The organism is Microbacterium sp. AISO3, assembly GCF_002204305.1.
Taxonomy (GTDB): Bacteria; Actinomycetota; Actinomycetes; order Actinomycetales; family Microbacteriaceae; genus Microbacterium; species Microbacterium arborescens.
The window spans coordinates 121,022-141,379 of sequence record NZ_NHRF01000004.1; the positions used below are offsets into that span (position 1 = coordinate 121,022).

Annotated in this window: 18 protein-coding genes; 7 read left to right on the forward strand and 11 right to left on the reverse strand. The window is 69.5% G+C overall.

Translation table 11 applies throughout. From position 1 onward, the window contains the following. Positions 1 to 67 precede the first annotated feature (67 nt). Genes CBF90_RS07910 through dut form a run of 3 tightly spaced genes read right to left on the reverse strand, consistent with a single transcriptional unit; the run spans position 68 to position 1,859 of the window. Positions 68 to 787 carry a DUF3159 domain-containing protein gene (locus CBF90_RS07910; RefSeq protein WP_081731814.1) on the reverse strand — a complete coding sequence of 240 codons (720 nt, stop codon included), beginning with the start codon at positions 785 to 787 and terminating at the stop codon, positions 68 to 70. Between the two features lie 44 nt (positions 788 to 831). Beyond that, on the reverse strand, positions 832 to 1,410 hold the full coding sequence (locus tag CBF90_RS07915) for a DUF3710 domain-containing protein (RefSeq protein WP_023951313.1): 579 nt from the start codon (positions 1,408 to 1,410) through the stop codon (positions 832 to 834). Next, on the reverse strand, positions 1,407 to 1,859 hold the full coding sequence (gene dut, locus CBF90_RS07920; RefSeq protein WP_172407806.1) for a dUTP diphosphatase: 453 nt from the start codon (positions 1,857 to 1,859) through the stop codon (positions 1,407 to 1,409). The genes CBF90_RS07915 and dut overlap by 4 nt, the downstream gene beginning before the upstream one ends. A gap of 12 nt (positions 1,860 to 1,871) precedes the next feature. Between dut and CBF90_RS07925 the strand changes: the two genes are divergently transcribed. Beyond that, a complete protein-coding gene (locus CBF90_RS07925) occupies positions 1,872 to 2,369 on the forward strand; it encodes a DUF3093 domain-containing protein (RefSeq protein WP_023951315.1) in 498 nt (165 codons plus the stop codon). A 73-nt stretch (positions 2,370 to 2,442) separates the two neighbouring features. Here CBF90_RS07925 and CBF90_RS07930 read toward each other — a convergent pair whose 3' ends face one another. After that, the gene (locus CBF90_RS07930; protein WP_023951316.1) at positions 2,443 to 2,736 is read right to left on the reverse strand and encodes a DUF4193 domain-containing protein; all 294 of its coding nucleotides are present in this window, start codon (positions 2,734 to 2,736) and stop codon (positions 2,443 to 2,445) included. Between the two features lie 228 nt (positions 2,737 to 2,964). On the opposite strand from CBF90_RS07930, the gene sepH reads away from it, so the two are divergent. Next, positions 2,965 to 4,002, forward strand: coding sequence for a septation protein SepH (gene sepH / locus CBF90_RS07935; RefSeq protein WP_088380325.1), 1,038 nt, complete (start codon positions 2,965 to 2,967; stop codon positions 4,000 to 4,002). 30 nt (positions 4,003 to 4,032) lie between these two features. On the opposite strand, the gene CBF90_RS07940 is transcribed toward sepH, so the two are convergent. Continuing rightward, positions 4,033 to 5,160 (reverse strand): alkaline phosphatase family protein, encoded by a 1,128-nt coding sequence (locus CBF90_RS07940; RefSeq protein ID WP_071918257.1) that lies wholly within the window; start codon positions 5,158 to 5,160, stop codon positions 4,033 to 4,035. Between the two features lie 63 nt (positions 5,161 to 5,223). On the opposite strand from CBF90_RS07940, the gene CBF90_RS07945 reads away from it, so the two are divergent. Then, positions 5,224 to 7,683, forward strand: coding sequence for a DNA topoisomerase (ATP-hydrolyzing) subunit A (locus tag CBF90_RS07945; protein WP_071918258.1), 2,460 nt, complete (start codon positions 5,224 to 5,226; stop codon positions 7,681 to 7,683). Between the two features lie 110 nt (positions 7,684 to 7,793). Here the strand turns inward: CBF90_RS07945 and CBF90_RS07950 are convergent, their stop codons facing one another. Further along, positions 7,794 to 9,866, reverse strand: a complete 2,073-nt coding sequence (locus CBF90_RS07950; protein ID WP_088380388.1) for a type IIA DNA topoisomerase subunit B — start codon at positions 9,864 to 9,866, stop codon at positions 7,794 to 7,796. Positions 9,867 to 10,056: 190 nt separating this feature from the next. Between CBF90_RS07950 and CBF90_RS07955 the strand changes: the two genes are divergently transcribed. Further along, a complete protein-coding gene (locus CBF90_RS07955; RefSeq protein ID WP_023951321.1) occupies positions 10,057 to 10,275 on the forward strand; it encodes a hypothetical protein in 219 nt (72 codons plus the stop codon). Between the two features lie 81 nt (positions 10,276 to 10,356). Here CBF90_RS07955 and CBF90_RS07960 read toward each other — a convergent pair whose 3' ends face one another. From CBF90_RS07960 to CBF90_RS07980, 5 genes are all read right to left on the reverse strand, one after another. Further along, on the reverse strand, positions 10,357 to 11,364 hold the full coding sequence (locus tag CBF90_RS07960) for a sugar-transfer associated ATP-grasp domain-containing protein (RefSeq protein ID WP_088380326.1): 1,008 nt from the start codon (positions 11,362 to 11,364) through the stop codon (positions 10,357 to 10,359). A 50-nt stretch (positions 11,365 to 11,414) separates the two neighbouring features. Next, complete coding sequence (locus CBF90_RS07965; RefSeq protein WP_023951324.1) at positions 11,415 to 12,437, reverse strand: sugar-transfer associated ATP-grasp domain-containing protein; 1,023 nt, start codon at positions 12,435 to 12,437, stop codon at positions 11,415 to 11,417. A gap of 1 nt (position 12,438) precedes the next feature. After that, positions 12,439 to 13,137, reverse strand: a complete 699-nt coding sequence (locus CBF90_RS07970; RefSeq protein WP_088380327.1) for a coenzyme F420-0:L-glutamate ligase — start codon at positions 13,135 to 13,137, stop codon at positions 12,439 to 12,441. Then, the gene (locus CBF90_RS07975; RefSeq protein ID WP_064956748.1) at positions 13,134 to 14,462 is read right to left on the reverse strand and encodes an RNA polymerase sigma factor; all 1,329 of its coding nucleotides are present in this window, start codon (positions 14,460 to 14,462) and stop codon (positions 13,134 to 13,136) included. Before CBF90_RS07975 ends, CBF90_RS07970 begins: the two co-directional genes overlap by 4 nt. 230 nt (positions 14,463 to 14,692) lie before the next feature. Next, entirely contained in the window at positions 14,693 to 15,619 is a 927-nt protein-coding gene (locus tag CBF90_RS07980; protein ID WP_023951330.1) for a proteasome assembly chaperone family protein, read from the reverse strand. Positions 15,620 to 15,710: 91 nt separating this feature from the next. Here CBF90_RS07980 and CBF90_RS07985 point away from each other — a divergent pair, with 91 nt between their 5' ends. The 3 genes from CBF90_RS07985 to sucB all read left to right on the forward strand — a co-directional run bounded on the left by CBF90_RS07985 (position 15,711) and on the right by sucB (position 20,342). Next, entirely contained in the window at positions 15,711 to 17,177 is a 1,467-nt protein-coding gene (locus CBF90_RS07985; protein ID WP_088380328.1) for a leucyl aminopeptidase, read from the forward strand. Further along, entirely contained in the window at positions 17,174 to 18,544 is a 1,371-nt protein-coding gene (gene lpdA, locus CBF90_RS07990) for a dihydrolipoyl dehydrogenase (RefSeq protein WP_088380329.1), read from the forward strand. Before CBF90_RS07985 ends, lpdA begins: the two co-directional genes overlap by 4 nt. A 64-nt stretch (positions 18,545 to 18,608) precedes the next feature. After that, a complete protein-coding gene (gene sucB / locus CBF90_RS07995; protein ID WP_088380330.1) occupies positions 18,609 to 20,342 on the forward strand; it encodes a 2-oxoglutarate dehydrogenase, E2 component, dihydrolipoamide succinyltransferase in 1,734 nt (577 codons plus the stop codon). The last annotated feature ends 16 nt before the right edge of the window (positions 20,343 to 20,358 follow it).

The window sequence follows — 20,358 nt, forward strand, 5'->3', positions numbered from 1 at the left end:
GGTCGATCTAGTGAGGCGACCCTTAGTCGGATCGGGGGAAATTTATCTTGACGTCAAGATAAATATATCACTCGGCGGGCCTCTTATAGAGCGCCCGCACGGCGAGCCAGGTGACAGCCGCGAGCGGGGCGAACAACGGAAGCCCCATGACGAGCTTCAGGGTTCCGAGGGCGGCGACCTCGTCAGCGAAGTACAGCGGCAGCTGCACCGCGAGCCTCAGGTAGAACAGGGCCGCCCATGCGATCGCGAGCCAGAAGTAGACGCGACGCTTGCGCTTGTCGCGACGCCACGCGATTCCCTCGTTCATCAGGAATCCCGCCGCGAGCCCGATGAGCGACCACCCGATGAGAGCAGACACCAGGAAGGCCGTGCCGTACGCGGCGTTGGTGATCAGCCCGGGGATGAAGTTGTCCTGACCGCGCCCTGTCCACAGCGCGAGGCCCGCGGCGACGGCGGTTGCGATGAGGCCGCCGAAAGCCGCCCCGGCAGGCCCCCGCTGGATCAGGCGGAGCAACGTGAAGACGGCGGCGACCCCGACCGAGAGTCCGAGCGACAACCAGAGGTTCGCTTCGCGCGTCTCGGGGTCCGTCGTCAGCGTGAACACCACGATGAAGACCAGACCGGGCAGGACGGCTTCGACGATTCCGCGGAATCCGCCCATCGCCCGCCAGACGACTCCCCCGGTCGAGGCGTTCGTCTCCGGATCGAAGCCCGCCCTGCGCGCGGCCTCGCCGAGGGCGGCGCCCAGCACACCCGACGTCGATCCCGCCGGCTCCGGCGGAGTCAGGTCGTCGGGACGCTCGGTCGCCGCCTCGGGACGCTCGTCGCCGTTCACGCTGAGCCGGGGGTCGCCGGCATCTTCAGCGGGATGAGGTCGCGCGGCGGCATGGGCGACCCGCCGCGCACGACCACGAGCGACCGGAACAGGTCCTCGACCTGCGCGGCCGCCTCGACGTCGTTGGTGGCGGCCCCGCCGATGACACCGCGGAGGAACCAGCGCGGACCGTCGACGCCGACGAATCGCGCGAGACGCTTGCCGCTGCCGTCAGCTCCCGCGATCACGGGAACCTCTGCGAGCAGCTCCGGCCCGAGGGGGCCCTCGCGCTCTTCGACGCGGCCGCCCTGCTGTCGCACCTGCTGACGGATCTGCTCGCGTGTCTCGTCCCACAGCCCCGTCGAGCGGGGCGCCGCGAACGGCTGCACCTGCAGCGTGGACCCGGCGTAATCCAGACCGACCGCCACGATGCGCTTGGTCTGTTCCTCGACCTCGAGGCGCAGGTTGAGACCCTCGCGGGGCAGCACCTTGATGCCGCCGAGGTCGATGTATGGACGGACCGGGTTGGCCTCGGACTCGTCGAACGGTCCGGCTGTGGCGCGGTCGGCGGGCGCGGACTTCGCGTCGTCGCTCATGCGGATACTCCTGTCTGCTGGTAGCCGGTCGAGCCGAACCCACCTTCGCCGCGAACGCTCTCGGGCAGCGTGTCGACGGGGATGAAGCGGGCGCGGGTCACCGGCATGACGATCACCTGTGCGATGCGGTCACCGGGCGCGATGTCGTACGCCTCGGACGTGTCGGTGTTCAGGAGGGTGACCTTGATCTCGCCGCGGTAGCCGGCGTCGACCGTTCCGGGAGAATTCACCACGGTGATGCCGTGCCTCGCGGCGAGGCCGCTGCGCGGGACGACGAAGGCGGCGAAGCCTTCGGGCAGGGCGATGCGAACGCCGGTGCCCACGAGTGCGCGTTGTCCGGGCTCGAGATGCACCGTCTCGGTGGAGACGAGATCTGCTCCGGCATCCCCCGGGTGGGCATACACGGGAACGTCGACGGCGATAATGGGGACGTCCACGGATTCGGTCACCCCACGAGGCTAATGCACAGTTCCGCCCCCGCCACCCCGCCCGCTACGAGCTATCGCGAGCGCCTGAGCCCATCGCTCTGGCTGCTGGTGAGCGCGGCCGTCTGCGGCCCGATGGTCGCCCTCGTGCTCGCCCCGCTCGACTCGATCGTCGGGCTCGTCGCGGGGATCGTCGTCGGCGCACTCGTCGTCGCGGGCCTCATCGCCCTGTCGCCGGTCGTCGAGGTGTCCGGCGGACGCCTGCGCGTCGGCCGCGCGAGCATCGAGCTCGAGTATCTCGGTCAGATGGAGGCGCTGACGGGCGACGATGCGCGGCAGGCGCGCGGACCGGGTCTATCACCGAGCTCGTGGCACCTGCTGCGGGGCGGCATCGACGGTGTGGTCCGCGTCGCGATCGACGACGATGACGATCCGGTCACGCACTGGGTGTTCTCCTCCCGGACGCCGTCCCGGGTCGTCGCGGTGGTCGAGAGCGCTCGCGCCGACGCCGCCTCACGCGCCCGGCGCTCCTAGGCCGTCACACCGCTTCGCGCAAAAGACAGACCCTCGACGCCGGGGCGTCGAGGGTCAGCGAGAGTCGTGACGGTCAGGCGGCGCACTCGGTGCAGATCGCGCCGACCTTGGTCTCGTGGTCGATCTGAGTGCGGTGCTTCACGAGGAAGCACTCCATGCACGTGAACTCGTCCTCCTGCGGGGGAAGGACGACGACATCCAGCTCGAGGTCCGAGAGGTCAGCCCCGGGCAGCTCGAAGCCCGACGGGTTGTCGGCGTCCTCGTTGTCGATCGAGCCCGACGACTTGTCGGGCACGCGCTCCTTCAGGGCCTCGATCGACTCGCTGTCGTCCTCGGTCTTGCGGGGTGCGTCGTAATCCGTAGCCATGTCGAAAGGCCTCTACTTCCAGGTGTTGCCGGTTGCCGCGCCGAGTGGGGCGGCGATAGTTTGCATGACCGGCGCGTATTTCGCAAAACGTCGCGGAAGATCCTTCCGGGAACGGCTGCTGACGACCGGTTCGCCCCCCGAAACCGACGGCGCGCCCCGGATATTCCCACGGTCCCCGGATGCCTGTGACACCATGACGGCACACGTATCGCTGGGAGGGTTCTGCGCATGGAACAGCTCAAGGTCATCGGGACCGAGGAGGGCATCCTCGTCCTCGCAACCGAGTCCGGGGAGCGCTTCGCGTTGCCGGTGAACGAGACGCTGCGCGCCCAGTTGCGCCGCGCCCGTCCGGCTGACGAACCGCGGGCTGCCCGCCCCAGCCCTCGCGAGATCCAGTCGCACATCCGCGCCGGCATGAGCGCCGCGGATGTCGCCACGCTCCTCGGCATCCGAGTCGAGGACGTCGCCCGATACGAGCGGCCGATCATCGCGGAGCGCGAGCACATCGTCGGACAGGCCCTCGCGGTGCCGGTCCTCATCGCGGGCGAGCTCGAACCGGACGCCCAGCCGACCTTCGGCACCGCGGTTCGCACGAAGCTCGCCGAGGCGGGCGCGACCGGTGAGCGCTGGAGCAGCTGGCGCGAACCCGACGGCTGGATCGTCAAGCTCGAGTTCACCGTGGGCGAGGTCGAGCACGACGCCCGGTGGTCTTTCGACCCGCGACGCTCGTCGCTCGCGCCCCTCAACTCCGACGCGACCCAGCTGTCGCGGCAGGGATCGCTGCCCGAGGGGCTGATCCCGCGGTTGCGAGCCCTCGACACGCCGCAGGCCAAGGACGAGTCGCGGTTCGACAGCGGAGCGTTCGGCCCCCGGCATCATCCCGCCGCCGAGCCGGAGGCGGCCGCGTCCGCCCCGCTCCGCAGCACGACCGCGAAGGACGCGGCGATCAAGCGCGCTCCCGAGCCGGTCGTGACGTCGTCCGAGACCGCCGACCTCCTCGAGGCACTCCGCCGCCGTCGCGGACAGCGCGAGCCCATGCCCGGCGAGGACCGCGGGCAGGACACGCGCGAGCGGACACCGGTCGCGCTCTTCGACGCCCTCGAGCCCGGCTACCGCGAACCCGCTGAGCCCACCCCCGAGCCCGAGGCGCCCCAGGCGGAGCCGGCGAGCGAGGACAGGACCCCGGAGACCCGCCGCCGCGGCGGCCGCACCTCGATGCCGTCGTGGGACGAGATCGTCTTCGGCGCGCGCAGCGAAGACGCCTGAACACTCACGCGGCGCGCCGCACGCGGGCTCTCAGGCGAACACGCCGAAACGGATGAGGGGAACGATCCGCTCCTGGTCGGTGAGCGACCCGTGCTGTCCGACCATCCGCTGCGGCTTCTTGTCGGCCAGCCGGTCGTCGTAGTACGCCACACTCGACCGAGCGGCGACGAGAACGTCTCCGATGCGCGGCGCCACCTCGGGGTGAACCGTCCCGAAGAGTCCGGCGTCGACGGCTTCGGCCCGGGTCATCACCCACGAACGATCCGATTCCGACTCGCGCCAGCGGGAGGCCACGCGTTCGGCGGCGCCGGCTGACGCGTAGAGGTGAAGCATCCGCGGTTCGCCGCCGATGACATCGACCTCATCGAGCAGGTCGTCGCCTTCCCGCAGCAGGACGTGCCGGTGCGCGGGGACGTCGATCATGCCGTGATCCGCCGTCAGCACAGCACCGATGCCCGGCCCCAGCTGACGATCCCACCGGCGCAGCTCGGCGTCGAGCGACTCCAGCTCCGCCGCCCACCGGTCGCCCTCCCAGCCGTGCCCGTGGCCGATGACGTCGAGCTCCGGGATGTAGACGTAGACGAGAGCTCCCTCGTGGGCTCCGGCGAGGGCCTCGGCCCGCGCAAGCCGTTCACCGATCCCCGAAGCCGACACGAATTCCGCCCCCCGCACGGTCGCCGTGGTGAACCCGGTCGCGGCGTACTGAGCACGGCTCACGACGAAGCAGCGTCGGCCCGCTGCGGCCTCTCGCTCGAACACGGGCTGCGAACGCTGCCAGGAGAGCGGGTCGAGGCCATCGTCCTCCCAGCCGGTGAGCTGGTTCGGGGTCGAGGCCGTGCCGGGCACCCTCACCCGGTATCCGACGATGCCATGCTCCCCCGGCGGCACAGCTGTGAAAAGACTGCTCAGGGCGGCGGCCGTCGTCGCGGGGAACACCGTGCGGGCGGCATCCCGCTTGGTCATGCGCTCGGAGAGGAAGCGAGCGTAGGCGGCGCGCTGCGCGAGGTTGCCGCGTCCCAGCCCGTCGGCGACGATGACGATGGCCGACCGTGCCGGAGCGAACCAGTCGGACCGGCCCGACAGCGAGGTCAGCAGCTGCGGCAGCACACCGGTGAGGCTCCGGGCCGTGGGCGGGTCGGTCGGTAGGCTTGAGGGCATCGCGGACAGTCTGACACAGACCGCATCCGCCCTCCCATCCCCGATCGAGGTCCGAACAGCTTCATGGCCGCATCCCGCACCGCTTCACCCGTCCCCGACCAGCCGGAGCGCATCGAGGACGTCGACGTCTCAGCGGAGATGCAGGGATCGTTCCTCGAATACGCGTACTCGGTCATCTACTCGCGCGCTCTCCCCGACGCTCGCGACGGCCTGAAGCCGGTGCAGCGGCGCATCCTCTTCCAGATGGCCGACATGGGCCTTCGCCCCGACAAGGGCCACGTCAAGAGCGCCCGTGTCGTCGGTGAAGTGATGGGAAAGCTGCACCCGCACGGCGATTCGGCGATCTACGACGCGCTCGTCCGCCTCGCGCAGGACTTCGCTCTGCGGGTGCCCCTGGTCGACGGTCACGGCAACTTCGGCTCGCTCGACGACGGCCCCGCGGCAGCGCGGTACACCGAGGCGCGGCTCGCGCCGTCTGCTCTCGCCCTCACCGAGAACCTCGACGAGGACGTCGTCGACTTCATCCCGAACTACGACGGTCAGTTCCAGCAGCCGGCGGTCCTGCCCGCCGCATACCCCAACCTGCTGGTCAACGGCACGACCGGCATCGCGGTCGGTATGGCGACGAACATGGCGCCGCACAATCTCATCGAGGTCGTCGCGGCAGCCGTGCACCTTCTCGAGAATCCCGATGCGACGCTCGACGAGCTCATGGAGTTCGTTCCGGGCCCCGACCTGCCCGGCGGCGGCGTGATCGTGGGTCTGGACGGCATCAAGGATGCCTACACCAACGGGCGCGGCACCTTCCGCACCCGCGCGAAGGTGTCGGTGGAGTCGCTGGGTCCGCGCCGCACCGGCCTCGTCGTCACCGAGCTGCCCTACATGGTCGGTCCCGAGCGGATCATCGAGAAGATCAAAGATGCGGTCAACGCCAAGAAGCTGACCGGCATCTCTGATGTCCAGGACTTCACCGATCGCAACCACGGGCTGCGTCTCGTCATCACGATCAAGACCGGATTCGACCCCAACGCGGTGCTCGAGCAGCTCTACCGGTTGACCCCGCTGGAGGACTCCTTCGGCATCAACAACGTCGCGCTCGTCGAGGGACAGCCCCAGACCCTCGGGCTCAAGGAGCTCCTCCGGGTGTATCTCGACCACCGCATCGAGGTGGTCACGCGACGCAGCCGTTACCGGCTGGCCAGGAAGCAGGAGCGCCTGCACCTCGTCGAGGGACTGCTGATCGCGATTCTCGACATCGACGAGGTCATCCAGGTCATCCGCACCTCGGATGACGGCGAGCAGGCGAGGACGCGACTGATCGACGTCTTCGATCTCTCGCAGCCGCAAGCCGAGTACATCCTCGAACTGCGTCTGCGCCGCCTGACGAAGTTCTCCCGTATCGAGCTGGAGACCGAGCGCGACCAGCTGAAGGCCGAGATCGCACACCTCCAGGAGCTCCTCGCGAGCGACGTGCTACTGCGAGCCCAGGTGGCCCGCGAACTCGAGGCGGCGGCCGAGACCTACGGCACGCCCCGTCGCACGCTGCTGCTCAACGGCGGCCCCGTGACCGCGCGCTCGGGCAAGAAGGCCGCCGCCGACCTGCAGATCGCCGACGCGCCCTGCCGCGTCTTCCTCTCGGCGACCGGCCGGATGGTCCGAGCAGAGCTCGGCGAAGACCTGCTCAGCAGCGGCATCGTTCCGCCCGCCCGGCGCAGCAAGCACGACGCCATCCGCTCCGCCGTCGACGCGACGGTCCGCGGTGACCTCGGCGCCGTCACCAGCACCGGACGCCTCGTGCGCTTCTCCCCCGTCGACCTGCCGTCGGTACCGGGCAACAGCGTTCAGCTCGCGGCGGGCTCGAAGGCCGACCAGTATCTCGGGCTCGGAGCCGGTGAGCACGTCGTGGCGATCGTGCCGTTGACCGGCGAACCGCCCATCGCCCTCGGCACGGCGCAGGGCGTCGTCAAGCGCGTCGCGGCGACCGAGCTGGCGGCGGGCAAGCCCGACGCCGAGATCATCTCGCTCAAGCCCGGCGACCGCGTCGTCGGCGCCGCCCCGGCACCCGACGGCTCCGAACTGGTCTTCGTCACCTCCGACGCCCAGCTGCTGCGATTCGATGCGGCGGCGGTGCGTCCGCAGGGCCGCGCAGCCGGCGGAATGGCGGGGGTCCGTGTCGCGGACGGTGAGCGCGTCATCGCGTTCACCGCGGTCGCGGCATCCGATGACACGGTCGTCGTGACGATCGCGGGCTCGACGCAGTCCCTCGCCGGGGCCGATGCCGGCAGCGGCAAGGTGTCGGCGTTCTCGGAGTTCCCCGCGAAGGGACGAGCGACCGGCGGAGTCCGGGCTCAGCGGTTCCTGCGCGGCGAGGACACGCTGACCGTCGCGTGGGTGGGCGACTCCCCGCGCGCGGTCGGCCCCGACGGTGCGACGCGGAGCCTGCCCGAGGCCGGGGCCAAGCGCGATGCCTCCGGCCAGCCGCTCGACGGCGTCATCGGCGCGATCGGCACCGTCGTCGCCTGAGCCTGCCGCCCCCGAGCCTCGGAGAATGACGTCGACCTCGGACGGTTGACCGGAATTCCTCCGAGGCTCGCGTCGTCCTCCGAGTTTCGGAGGGGCAGCCGCGACGCGGGTCAGGCGTCGATGGACTCGCGCGAGAGCCGATCGCTCGAGGTGACGATGAAGTCGCGGCGCGGGGCGACCTCGTTGCCCATGAGCAGCTCGAAGACCGCGTTGGCGGCATCTGCATCCTCGACGCGGACACGGCGCAGCGTGCGGCCGGCGCGATCCATCGTGGTCGTCGCCAGCTGATCGGCATCCATCTCGCCGAGGCCCTTGTACCGCTGCACCGGCTCCTGCCACTTGCGCCCCGACTTGCGGAGCTTCGCGAGCAGTCCGTGCAGTTCGGCCTCCGAATAGGTGTAGATCGTCTCGTTCGGCTTCGAGCCGGGATTCACGACGACCACACGATGCAGCGGAGGCACGGCGGCGAACACGCGGCCCTCCTCGATCAGCGGTCGCATGTAGCGGAAGAAGAGGGTCAGCAGCAGCGTGCGGATGTGCGCGCCGTCGACGTCGGCATCGCTCATCAGGATGACCTTGCCGTAGCGGGCCGCGCTCAGGTCGAACGAGCGCCCGGAACCGGCACCGATCACCTGGATGATCGCGGCGCACTCGGCATTGGAGAGCATGTCGCTCACCGAGGCCTTCTGGACGTTCAGGATCTTGCCGCGGATCGGGAGGAGCGCCTGATACTCGCTGTTGCGGGCGTGCTTGGCCGTACCGAGGGCCGAGTCGCCCTCGACGATGAACAGCTCGGATTCGGCCACGTCGTTGCTGCGGCAGTCCGCCAGCTTCGCCGGCAGCGACGACGACTCGAGGGCCGTCTTGCGGCGCTGCGTCTCTTTGTGCGTGCGCGCCGAGATGCGCGCCTTCATCTCGGAGACGACCTTCTCGAGCAGCTGCCCGGTCTGCGCCTTGTCGTCGCGCTTCGTGGAGGAGAAGAGCGCCCCCATCTCGCGATTGACCACCGAGGCGACGATCTGGCGCACGGCCGGTGTTCCGAGGATCTCCTTGGTCTGGCCCTCGAACTGGGGCTCGGGGAGCCGGACCGTCAGCACCGCCGTGAGGCCGGCGAGGATGTCGTCCTTCTCGAGCTTGTCGTTTCCGACCTTCAGCCGTCGCGCGTTCTGCTCGACCTGGCTGCGGATGACCTTCATGAGCCCCTGCTCGAAGCCCTGCTGGTGCGTTCCGCCCTTCGGGGTGGCGATGATGTTCACGAACGACCGGGTGACGGTCTCATAGCTCGTCCCCCACCGCAGCGCGATGTCGACCTCGCAGGAGCGCTCGACTTCGGTCGGCACCATGGCGCCGTTGGCCTGCAGCACGGGCACGGTCTCGGTGAACGTTCCCGAGCCGGTCAGGCGCCACGTGTCGGTGATCGGCGCGTCGGGGGCCAGGAACTCCGCGAACTCCGAGATGCCGCCGTCGAAGCGGTAGCTCGTCTCGACCCGCTCCTCGCCGCGCTCGTCGACGATGACGATCTCGAGGCCGGGGACGAGGAAGGCGGTCTGACGTGCACGCTGCACGAGCTCTTCGAGGTGGAACGCGGCATCCTTCGTGAAGATCTGCCGGTCGGCCCAGTAGCGGATGCGGGTTCCGGTGGTGCCTCGGGGCGCCTTGCCGACCACGCGCAGCTCTGAGGAACGCTCGAACGGCGCGAACTCCGAGTCGGGAGCATCGCCCGCGAACAGACCGGGCTCGCCGCGGTGGAACGACATCGCGTAGGTCTTGCCCCCACGGTCGACCTCGACGTCGAGACGCTCGGAGAGGGCGTTGACGACGGAGGCTCCGACGCCGTGGAGTCCACCCGACGCGGCGTACGAGCCGCCACCGAACTTTCCGCCGGCGTGCAGCTTGGTGAACACGACCTCGACACCGGTCAGACCGGTGCGGGGCTCGACATCGACGGGGATGCCGCGCGCGCGGTCGCGAACCTCGACGCTGCCGTCGGCGTGGAGGACGATGTCGATGCGCGAGCCGTAACCGCCCAGGGCCTCGTCGACGGAATTGTCGATGATCTCCCAGAGGCAGTGCATGAGGCCGCGCGAGTCGGTCGAGCCGATGTACATGCCAGGGCGCTTGCGGACGGCCTCCAGCCCTTCGAGCACCTGGAGGTGATGGGCGGAATACTCAGCAGTCACGATCTCCAAGCGTATCCGCGCGCACCGACACGACGGGGAGGACACACACCCTTGGGAGCGACTCGGGCCCGAGTGCGGGCGGTGAGCGTACGCGCTGAGCGAAATGATCGTCAAATGGGGCATACCCCCGGCTGGTCGTGGTTGTATCGAGGGACTCAGTTGCACGACCCGATCGACCGAGGAGGCACCCATCATGACCACGAACACTTCCGAGAGCACCGCCGTCCTCGACCACCGCCTGACCGCGGCCGATCGCTGCGACTCGTGCGGCGCCCAGGCTTACATCGCCGCAGAGGTGAACGGCAGCGAACTGCTCTTCTGCGCCCACCACGGACGCAAGTACGAAGAGAAGCTGCGCGCCGTCGCCACCAGCTGGCACGACGAGACCTCGCGCCTCGTCGCCGCCGGCTGAGGACGGCTCCACGACGAAAGCCCCGAGCATCGCGCTCGGGGCTTTCGCGTTCCCCGGCACCGCGGGGTGCCGGGTCGCGGGTCAGAAGCCGACGGCTGCCTGGTAGACGGGGAGCAGACCGGTACGCACGCCCGAGGCGGACGGCTTGGGCTGGAACACGCTCGAGTTGTGGTTCCCCTCGATCACGACGGGGCCGTTCGGCGTGATCGCCAGGTCCCACCCGACGTAGGGTGCTTCCGGCGTCCGGCGCGCCAGCTGCTCGGTGAGGGCGAGCACCTGGTCGAACAACGGCACCGTGAAGCCGACGATAGGGGTGCCGGTGACCGGGTGCTCACGATAGACGTTCGAGTTCTTGTCGACGCCCGGATACAGCGCGACGCCGTGCTCGTCGAGCATCGTGAACATGCCGCCGGAGGCGAAGTTGTCGATGACGTCGCCGTTCCCGATGCGCAGGACGCCGGCCAGAAGGCGGACGTGGCCGTCGGGGGTGAGGAACGTGATCATCCTCACCGTGTTGACGCTGTCGGGGTAGAGCGAGGCCATCTCGGGGTGCTGGACGATGAACTCGTCGACGATCGACTGGCCGGCCGCGGTCGCCTCGGCCCGGAACGCGGCGGCATCCGTCACGTTCTCGTGCAGGGTGATCCCCCCACCGCCGTGCCCGTCGAGCGGCTTGGCCAGCACCTTCGGGTGACGCGCCAGGAACGCGCCGAGCTCGGCGTCGTCGACATCCTGGAGGTCGAGCGTCTCGCGGCCGAGCAGATCGGCGTACTCGCGCGCGAAGCGCCGCTTGTCTTCGAGCTTCGCGCGCCCCTCGGGCGTATTGTGCATGCGGGTGATCCGGAACGACTTCGGGTGCGTCATCCAGGTCGCGCGCTCGCGGGCGTTCAGCAGACGGATGTCCCACACCGCGTAATCGCGGAAGCCCATGTCGTACTTGACCGAGCACCACAGCATGTCGGCGATGATGAGCGGCAGCGGTGCTCTCGACACCTTCTGCACCTGGCGCCCGAACTCGATGAGATTGCCGACCCGGATGTTGCGGGCTCGGTCCAGGAGGTAGCCCAGCCGGACGCGTGATCGACCCATTGCTCGTTCTCTCCGTGTTCTCGGTGTTCCGGTTGCGGATCCGCGGGCGCTCAGAAGCGCATCGCGGCGCGGTAGCGCGGCAGCAGCCCGCGCCGGATGCCCGACACCGACGGCTTGGACTGGAACACGCCCGTGTTGTGGTTGCCCTCGATCACCACCGGGCGCTCCGGCGTGATGGCGATGTCCCAGCCGATGTACGGCATCTCGGGAACACGGCGGGCAAGGCTATCGACGAGCTCGAGGACCTGCGGGTACAGCGGGACCTGGTACCCCGTGATCGCGACTCCCGTGATCGGGTGCGTCTCGAAGGGACGGCCCTCTTCGTCGCTGGCGGCGTGGAGCGCCCGGCCCTCATCGTCGAGCATGGTGTACATGCCACCGTTGGAGAAGTTGTCGATGACGCCGCCGTTGCCGACCTTCAGAACCGCGGCGAGGACGTGCACGACATCGTCGGGATCGCGATAGGTCACGACTCGCAGCGAGTTGACGCTGCCGGGATACAGGCGCGCCATCTCGGGATGCTGCACCAGCACCTCCTCGACCAGCGTCTCGCCCGACGCGAGGAGTTCCTCGCGGAGGCTCGCGACGTCGCCGATCGACGCGACCTCCCGCATTGTGATGCCGTTGCCGCCGACTCCCCCGGGGTTCTTCGTGATGACGCGCTCGCGCCCGTCGAGGAAGGCTGCCAGCGCCGCGGTGTCGGATGAGGCGACATCGAGCCACGCGCGCCCGAGCTCGTCGCCGAACCGGCGAGCGAACTGGAGCTTGTCGTCGAAGACGCCGCGCACGGAGTTGTCGTTGAGGCGTCGTGAGAGGTGGAACGACTTGGGGTCGGTCATGTAGGTGCGGCGCTCGCGAGCCTTGAGGATCCGGAAGTCCCACTCCGAGTAGTTCTCGAACGTCGTCTCGTAGCGGACGGCGCACCACGCCATGTCGGCCGCGACCCACCAGACGGGCGCCTTCGAGAGGGCGGCGGACTGCCGGGCGAACTGCAGTACCCGCTCGCGATCGAACGAGACGACGCGGCGGACGAAGAAACGCGCGCGCCGGTAGACCCGGTTCACCGCTCCCATGTCAGACCTCGCGGATGACGCCGAGCGGCGTCGACTCGTGACCCTGGCCCAGCGGGTTGTCGCGCAGGATCCGCACGAGCCGCTGCTCTCCGGCCTTGTCGAGCGTCGAGCCGAGGATGTTGCCGCCGATGTCGTTGATGTCGACGACCGCTACCTCGGCGATGCCGCCCATCCGGGACTTGATCCGCGCGGCGACGCCCTTCGGATCGGTCGGCCCCAGGACGACCGCCTTGTTGTACGGCGGGATGGTGCCCGACGTCGGGCCGTCGATCGCGCGCGCCTTGTCTCCCGCGACGCGGTAGAAGTCGCCGCGTCGACCGAAGATCTTCGTCACGGCGCTGACAGCCGCGGCGAACAGGATGCGCGGCGTACCGCACTCGCGGAGGGCCATCTCCATCGTCTCCGGCATCCCCAGACCGATTCCGTAGGGCGTGCGGGTGACGTACTTCGACAGGAACCTCGCGAGCGGGCGGACCCGGATCTCGTCGAGCGTGTACGAACGGCCCTGCGTGATCGCGACGATCTTCTCGGTGACGAACAGCAGGTCCCCCGGCTGGACGGCCGAGGCGGCGTACTCCGAGATGACGGCGTCGAGATCGTCGCCGGGCATCACCACGCGGGTACGGATCGGGATCCGCGCGTAGGACGTGCCGTCGACGACGACCTCGAGAGCCTTGCCCTCGTTCGCGGCGCCGGTCACTCGAGGTAGTCCCGGAGCGACTGCGACCGCGACGGGTGGCGCAGCTTGGCCATCGTCTTCGATTCGATCTGACGGATGCGCTCGCGCGTGACACCGAACGTGTCGCCGATCTGGTCGAGGGTCTTCGGCTGACCGTCGCCGAGGCCGAAGCGCATGCGGATGACGCCTGCCTCGCGCTCGCTGAGCGAGTCCAGAAGCGACTCGAGCTGGCGCTGCAGCATCGTGAAGCCGACGGCGTCGGCCGGGACGACCGCCTCGGTGTCTTCGATGAGGTCTCCGAATTCGCTGTCGCCGTCCTCGCCGAGCGGGGTGTGCAGCGAGATCGGTTCGCGGCCGTACTTCTGGACCTCGATGACCTTCTCGGGGGTCATGTCGAGCTCGCGGCTGAGCTCCTCGGGCGTGGGCTCGCGGCCCAGGTCCTGCAGCATCTGACGCTGCACGCGGGCGAGCTTGTTGATGACCTCGACCATGTGCACCGGGATGCGGATCGTGCGGGCCTGGTCGGCCATGGCGCGCGTGATCGCCTGGCGGATCCACCAGGTCGCGTAGGTCGAGAACTTGAAGCCCTTGGTGTAGTCGAACTTCTCAACGGCGCGGATCAGACCGAGGTTGCCCTCCTGGATAAGGTCCAGGAACTGCATGCCACGGCCCGTGTAGCGCTTGGCGAGCGAGACGACGAGTCGCAGGTTGGCGCCGAGCAGGTGACTCTTGGCACGCTGTCCGTCACGCGCGACCCACTGCAGGTCGAGCCCCAGCTGGTTGGACTTCTCGGCGGCCGACATGTGCGACAGCTTCTCTTCGGCGAAGAGTCCGGCTTCGATGCGCATCGCCAGCTCGACCTCTTCGGCCGCGTTGAGCAGAGGCACCTTGCCGATCTGCTTGAGGTAGTCCTTGACCGGGTCGGCCGTGGCGCCGGTGATCTGCGTCGAGTAGACGGGGACGTCTTCCTCGTCGCTCGAGGAGATGACGATCGCGCCGGTGGGCAGAGCCTCGGTGACGGCCGGCTTCTTCGGCTCGTCGTCGTCCTCGTCGTCGTCGGCCTTGGCAGCGTCGCCCGCGGGGGCGGCGTCGTCGTCCGAGGCGTCGTCGGCGTCGACCTCGACGTCGACCTCGACGTCCTCGTCGTCCATCTCTTCGTCGTCGTCGGCCTTGGCCTTGGCCTTGGAGGCCTTCGCGGGCGCGGCCTTCTTGGTCGCGGCCTTCTTGGCGGGCGCCTTCTTCGCAGCGCTCTTGGGCGCAGCCTTCGCGGCGGTGGCGGGCGCGTCCTCGACGAGTTCGGTGTCCTCGCTCGCGCGGGTGCGGGTGGTCTTCGTGCCTGACGTCACGGTTAGCCTCTCACCGGTGCGAACGCACCGGGTTCTCGGACACTAGTAAGACCCTTGTCAAGTCCCCCGCCACTCGAGCGAACGAGGAGCACAGGATCGACAACGGGTCAGGTCCTTCATTGTCTCATATCTCGTGCGCTGTTCCTGCGCAAGCATTCATTCCTATGAGAACGCCGACCGGGCTTGACGCATTCCCTCCATCGGGAATCGCGGTGCGCAACGGGCCGATGTCAGGAGCGTCCGCGCTTGTCGTCGTCGCCCGGTGGGCGCGAGGCGAGGAATCGTTCGAGCTCGGCGGCCAGCTCATCCGCGCTCGGAAGATCACCCGTATGGATGATGGGCTGCCCGAGAGCCGACGCCGCCATGTAGGAGTCGTACCGCTCCTCGAGCGTGTGCAGCATCGTCGTCAGCTCTTCGCTGCCCGAGACCTGGTCCTCGACCTTCTCGAGGTAGTCGCGGTTCTCGTTGCGGAGCGTGTCGCTGTCGAAGACGAGCCCGGTCGCGACACTCAGACTGTCGAGGCCGGCGATGGCCGCAGCGGGGTACTCGGTGTCACCGAGGTAATGAGGAACCAGCAGCGCGAAGCCCGCGACGCGCGCATCCGCCTCGGCGAGACGGAGCTCGAGCAGATGTCCCGCGGTGGCGGGGATCTGCGTGCGCGGCTGCCAGACCGAGTGAGCCGCGGTCAGCTCCGATCGGGTACCGCTGACCGTCGCCCCGATGGGACGGGTGTGCGGCACCGGCATCGGAATGGCATGCACCCACGTGATCGAGGCGACCTGCATGCCCTCTGCCAGCCCCACGACCGTCTCAGCGAAGGCTTCCCAGGCGAAGTCCGGCTCGTAGCCCGCGAGCAGCACGAACGGCTGACCCAGCGAGTCGTGCGCGAGCGACAGCTCGAGGCGCGGCGCACGGTAGTCGGTCAGGTGGTCCTCGTCGAAGGTCACGATCGGCCGACGCGCGCGGTAGTCGAACAGGACGTCGTTGTCGAAGGCGACGATCGGCGTCGGGTCGAGCTCTCCGCGGAAGTACTCCACGATGCGGGAGACCGCGCCGCCGGCATCCGTGAACCCGGTCAGCGCGATGACGAGCGGCAGCCCCGCGGGGACGGGCGGGGACCCGGCGGCACGTGCGTAGAGCGGTCCGGACAGCGGCATGCTTCAACTCTACGAGGCGCTTCATGCCCCGGAGGCGGCTCGCCCCTCGCTGACAGCGAACGCCGCCGGCTCGCGAACCTAGGATGGGAGGATGCCGTTCCCCGAGATCGCGCACACCAGCGCGCCCGTCACCGAGTCCGACGCCGACGCCCTGGTCCTCGCTCTGCCACCGCTCGACGAGCACGCAGACGTCGCCGGCTGGCCGGGCATCGCCGAGATGCTGGCAGCCGTCGGATTCACCGGCGCACGAGGATCGGTGCACCGCGTGTTCCTGCCCGCCGTGTCGTCGACGCCCGTCGTCGTCGTCGGAACCGGAAGCGACCCCGACGTCCACGCGCTGCGTGATGCCGTCGGCACCGCGGTTCGCGTGACCACCGGGTTCGCCTCGCTCGCCGTCGCCGCACCGCTCGCGCCCGCCGAGACCTGGGGCGCCCTCGCCGAGGGCGCCGCCATGGGCGGTTACCGCTTCGCGGGATACAAGGGCGGCACGCCGAAGTCGCGAGCAGAGCGCGTCACGATCCACTCGTCCGCCTCGCCCTCCGCCGAGGAGATCGCCGGGGTCAACGCGCTCGGACGATCGCTCGCGCTGGTGAAGGACCTGGTCAGCACGCCCGCCGAGTGGCTCTCTCCCGCCGACTTGGCGGAGCGCGCGATCGACGCCGTCGCCGGCCTGCCCGTCGAGGTCGAGGTGCTCGACGAGGCGGAGCTCGAACGGCAGGGCTTCGGCGGAGTGCTCGGTGTCGGGCAGGGCTCGGACCGGCCGCCGCGCGTCGTGCGGGTGGAGTACTCCCCCGCCGATGCCGCGCGCCACGTCGCTCTGGTCGGCAAGGGCATCACGTTCGACACGGGAGGCCTCTCACTGAAGCCGGCCGCGAGCATGGTCGGGATGAAGTACGACATGGCCGGTGCCGCGACGGTGCTCGCCGTCGTCCAGGCCGCGGCTGCGCTCGCTCTCCCTGTGCGGGTCTCGGCATGGCTGTGCGTGGCCGACAACATGCCTTCCGGCCGCGCGACGCGTCCGGGTGATGTGCTCCGGATGCTGGACGGGACGACCGTCGAGGTCCTGAACACCGACGCGGAAGGTCGCCTCGTCCTCGCGGACGGCCTCGTCGCCGCCAGCCGGACACGACCCGACGCGATCGTCGACGTGGCGACCCTGACGGGGGCGATCATCGTCGCGCTCGGAAACCGTCACACCGGCGTCATGGGAGACGACCACGCCGTCGCCGACTACCTGGCGGCCGCCGAGCGCGCGGGCGAAGCCGCCTGGCAGCTGCCTTTGCCGGCGCACATGGAGGACGAGCTCGACTCCCCCATCGCCGACATGCAGAACGCGAAGATCGGCGACCCCTCCGGCGGCTCGCTCTTCGCCGGGCTGTTCCTCCAGCGCTTCGTCGGTCGCGCCGGCGACGAGGACGACGCGCCCCGCATCCCCTGGATCCACCTCGACATCGCGGGGTCCGGCACGACCAAGGCCGCGTTCGGCGGCACCGACAAGGGGCCGACCGCAGCCACCGTCCGCTCACTCGTCGAGTACCTGCGGGGTTCGCAGCGATGACCGATCACAGCGTCGATCTCGTCGTCCTCGGCGGCGGCAGCGGAGGCTACGCGGCCGCGCTCCGCGCGGCTGAGCTCGGTTCCTCGGTGGTGCTCGTCGAGAAGGACAAGGTCGGCGGAACCTGCCTGCACCGGGGCTGCATCCCGACCAAGGCACTCCTGCACTCCGCGGAGGTCGCGGACAACGTCCGCGGCTCGGAGCACGTCGGCGTTCGCGCTGCGTTCGAGGGCATCGACGTCGCGGGGGTCCATGCGTATCGCGACGGCATCGTCGCCAAGAAGCACAAGGGTCTCGAGGGTCTGATCGCGGCACGGAAGATCACCGTCGTGCACGGCGAGGGCAGGCTCGAGGCGGACGGTGGCGTGACCGTGGGCGGCGACCGTTACCGCGGCACCGACGTCGTGCTGGCAACCGGTTCGTACAGCCGCTCGCTGCCGGGGCTCGAGCTCGACGACCGGATCATCACGAGCGAGGGCGCCCTGGCGCTCCCCACTGTGCCGCGTCACGCCGTCATCCTCGGTGGTGGTGTCATCGGCGTCGAGTTCGCGAGCATCTGGCGCTCCTTCGGCGCGGACGTGACGATCATCGAGGCGCTCGATCGATTGCTGCCGGCGGAGGATGCCGCGATGAGCAAGACGATCCAGCGCGCGTTCCGCAAGCGCGGGATCGACGCGCGCACGGGAGTCCGCTTCAGCGCCGCGGAGTCGCACGCGGACGGCGTCCGGGTGTCGCTCGAAGACGGCACCACGCTGGAGGCCGACGTACTGCTCGTCGCGGTCGGCCGCGGTCCCGCGACGGCGGGCCTCGGCTTCGAGGACGCCGGTGTCGAGCTCGATCGCGGCTTCGTCCGCGTCGACGAGCGGCTGCGCACCACGCGCGACCGCGTGTGGGCCGTCGGCGACATCGTTCCCGGCCTGCAGCTCGCCCATCGCAGCTTCCAGCAGGGCATCTTCGTCGCCGAGGAGATCGCGGGCCTGCGCCCCACCGTCGTTCCCGACAGTCTCGTTCCGCGCGTGACTTACAGCAGTCCCGAGGTCGCCTCCGTCGGGCTGACCGAGGAGCAGGCCCGCGCCGCGCACGGCGACGCGATCGTCGTGCGCGAGTACAACCTCGCCGGAAACGGGAAGAGCGAGATCCTCGGGACGGCCGGGCTGATCAAGGTCGTCCGACGCCTCGACGGCCCGATCCTCGGTGTGCATCTCGCGGGCGACCGCGTCGGCGAGCTCATCACCGAAGGCCAACTCGCCGTGGGCTGGGAAGCCCACCCCGAGGACATCGCACCATTCATCCACGCCCATCCGACTCAGAGCGAAGCTCTCGGAGAAGCATTCCTGGCGCTGGCGGGCAAACCGCTGCATGCGCTCTGACCGGTCGACCGATGCAGATCAGTAAGCTAGAAGGACATCGGCATTTCTTGAAGGAGACAGATTCATGAGCACTTCCGTGGTCCTCCCCGCGCTCGGAGAGAGCGTCACCGAGGGAACGGTCACCCGCTGGCTCAAGAAGGTCGGTGACACCATCCAGGAAGACGAGGGTCTTCTCGAGATCTCCACCGACAAGGTGGACACCGAGATTCCGTCGCCCGTGAGCGGCGTCATCGAAGAGATCCTCGTGCAGGAGGACGAGACCGTCGAGGTCGGCGCCATCCTGGCGAAGATCGGCGATGGCTCGGGTGCGACCTCCGGCGACGCCCCCACCGAGCAGGCGCCGGCCGAAGAGACCCCCGCCCCCGCGCAGGAGGCCCCGGCCGCCGAGGCGCCCGCGGAGTCCGCGCCGCAGCAGTCCGAGCCCGCGCCCGCAGCAGCCGGCGACGCGAAGGATGTCGTCCTCCCCGAGCTCGGCGAGAGCGTCACCGAGGGAACCGTCACCCGCTGGCTCAAGCAGATCGGCGACGACGTCGCCGTCGATGAGCCGCTCCTCGAGATCTCGACCGACAAGGTCGACACCGAGATCCCCGCTCCCTTCGCGGGCACTCTCGTCGAGATCCTCGTCCAGGAGGACGAGACCGTCGAGGTCGGCTCCGCGCTCGCGCGCATCGGTTCGGGTGTTCCCGCTCCGGCTGCCGAGGCGCCCGCCGCTCCCGAGCCGGCTGCCGAGAAGCCGGCCGCACCGGCCGAGGCCCCCGCGCAGCAGTCCGCTCCTGCCCCCGCCCAGCAGTCCGCTCCTGCCCCCGCGCAGCAGTCCGCGCCCGCTCCCGCGCAGCAGTCCGCGCCCGCCGCCGCACCGGCAGCTGAGGCCGCCCCCGCAGCCGACAACGACGGCGTCACGTACGTGACCCCGCTCGTGCGCCGCCTCGCGCAGCAGCAGGGTGTCGACCTCTCGTCGATCAAGGGCAGCGGCGTCGGCGGTCGCATCCGCAAGGAGGACGTCCTCAAGGCCGCGGAAGCCGCGTCGGCGAAGCCCGCCGCAGCGGAGGCACCCGCCGCGCCCGCTCAGGTCGAGGTCTCGGAGCTCCGCGGCACGCGCGCACCGATGTCGCGCCTGCGCAAGGTGCTCGCCAAGCGCGCCGTCGAGTCGATGCAGCAGACCGCTCAGCTGACGACCGTCGTCGAGGTGGACGTCACCAAGCTGTCGGCGTTCCGCGACAAGGTGAAGGTCGACTTCAACGAGAAGACCGGGGCCAAGCTGTCGTTCCTGCCCTTCTTCGCTCTCGCCGCGGCGGAGGCGCTCCAGACCTTCCCGATCGTGAACTCGACGGTCGACGGAGAAGAGATCGTCTACCCGGCCACGGAGAACATCTCGATCGCGGTCGACACCGAGCGCGGACTGCTCACGCCCGTGCTGCGCGACGCCGGTTCGAAGAACCTCGCCCAGATCGCACAGGACATCGCTGACCTCGCCGCACGCACGCGCGACAACAAGCTGAAGCCCGACGAGCTCGCCGGCGGCACGTTCACGATCACCAACACCGGTTCGCGCGGAGCGCTCTTCGACACCCCCGTGGTGTTCCTCCCGCAGTCGGCGATCCTCGGCACCGGCATCGTCTACAAGCGCCCCGGCGTCGTGACGGTGGACGGCAAGGACGCGATCTCGGTGCGCTCGTACGTCTACCTCGCGCTTTCGTACGACCACCGCACGATCGATGGCGCCGACGCGGCGCGCTTCCTGAGCGCCATGAAGGCACGCCTCGAGGGTGCCCAGTTCGAGGGGAACCTCGGCTACTGATCAGCTGAGTCCACCT

Bases quoted from the DNA above. Each gene is read 5' to 3' on its own strand.
- CBF90_RS07915 (WP_023951313.1), bottom strand. From the start codon at position 1,410: ATGAGCGACGACGCGAAGTCCGCGCCCGCCGACCGCGCCACAGCCGGA.
- CBF90_RS07925 (WP_023951315.1), top strand. From the start codon at position 1,872: ATGCACAGTTCCGCCCCCGCCACCCCGCCCGCTACGAGCTATCGCGAG.
- CBF90_RS07930 (WP_023951316.1), bottom strand. From the start codon at position 2,736: ATGGCTACGGATTACGACGCACCCCGCAAGACCGAGGACGACAGCGAG.
- sepH (WP_088380325.1), top strand. From the start codon at position 2,965: ATGGAACAGCTCAAGGTCATCGGGACCGAGGAGGGCATCCTCGTCCTC.
- CBF90_RS07940 (WP_071918257.1), bottom strand. From the start codon at position 5,160: ATGCCCTCAAGCCTACCGACCGACCCGCCCACGGCCCGGAGCCTCACC.
- CBF90_RS07945 (WP_071918258.1), top strand. From the start codon at position 5,224: ATGGCCGCATCCCGCACCGCTTCACCCGTCCCCGACCAGCCGGAGCGC.
- CBF90_RS07955 (WP_023951321.1), top strand. From the start codon at position 10,057: ATGACCACGAACACTTCCGAGAGCACCGCCGTCCTCGACCACCGCCTG.
- CBF90_RS07960 (WP_088380326.1), bottom strand. From the start codon at position 11,364: ATGGGTCGATCACGCGTCCGGCTGGGCTACCTCCTGGACCGAGCCCGC.
- CBF90_RS07965 (WP_023951324.1), bottom strand. From the start codon at position 12,437: ATGGGAGCGGTGAACCGGGTCTACCGGCGCGCGCGTTTCTTCGTCCGC.
- CBF90_RS07980 (WP_023951330.1), bottom strand. From the start codon at position 15,619: ATGCCGCTGTCCGGACCGCTCTACGCACGTGCCGCCGGGTCCCCGCCC.
- CBF90_RS07985 (WP_088380328.1), top strand. From the start codon at position 15,711: ATGCCGTTCCCCGAGATCGCGCACACCAGCGCGCCCGTCACCGAGTCC.
- lpdA (WP_088380329.1), top strand. From the start codon at position 17,174: ATGACCGATCACAGCGTCGATCTCGTCGTCCTCGGCGGCGGCAGCGGA.
- sucB (WP_088380330.1), top strand. From the start codon at position 18,609: ATGAGCACTTCCGTGGTCCTCCCCGCGCTCGGAGAGAGCGTCACCGAG.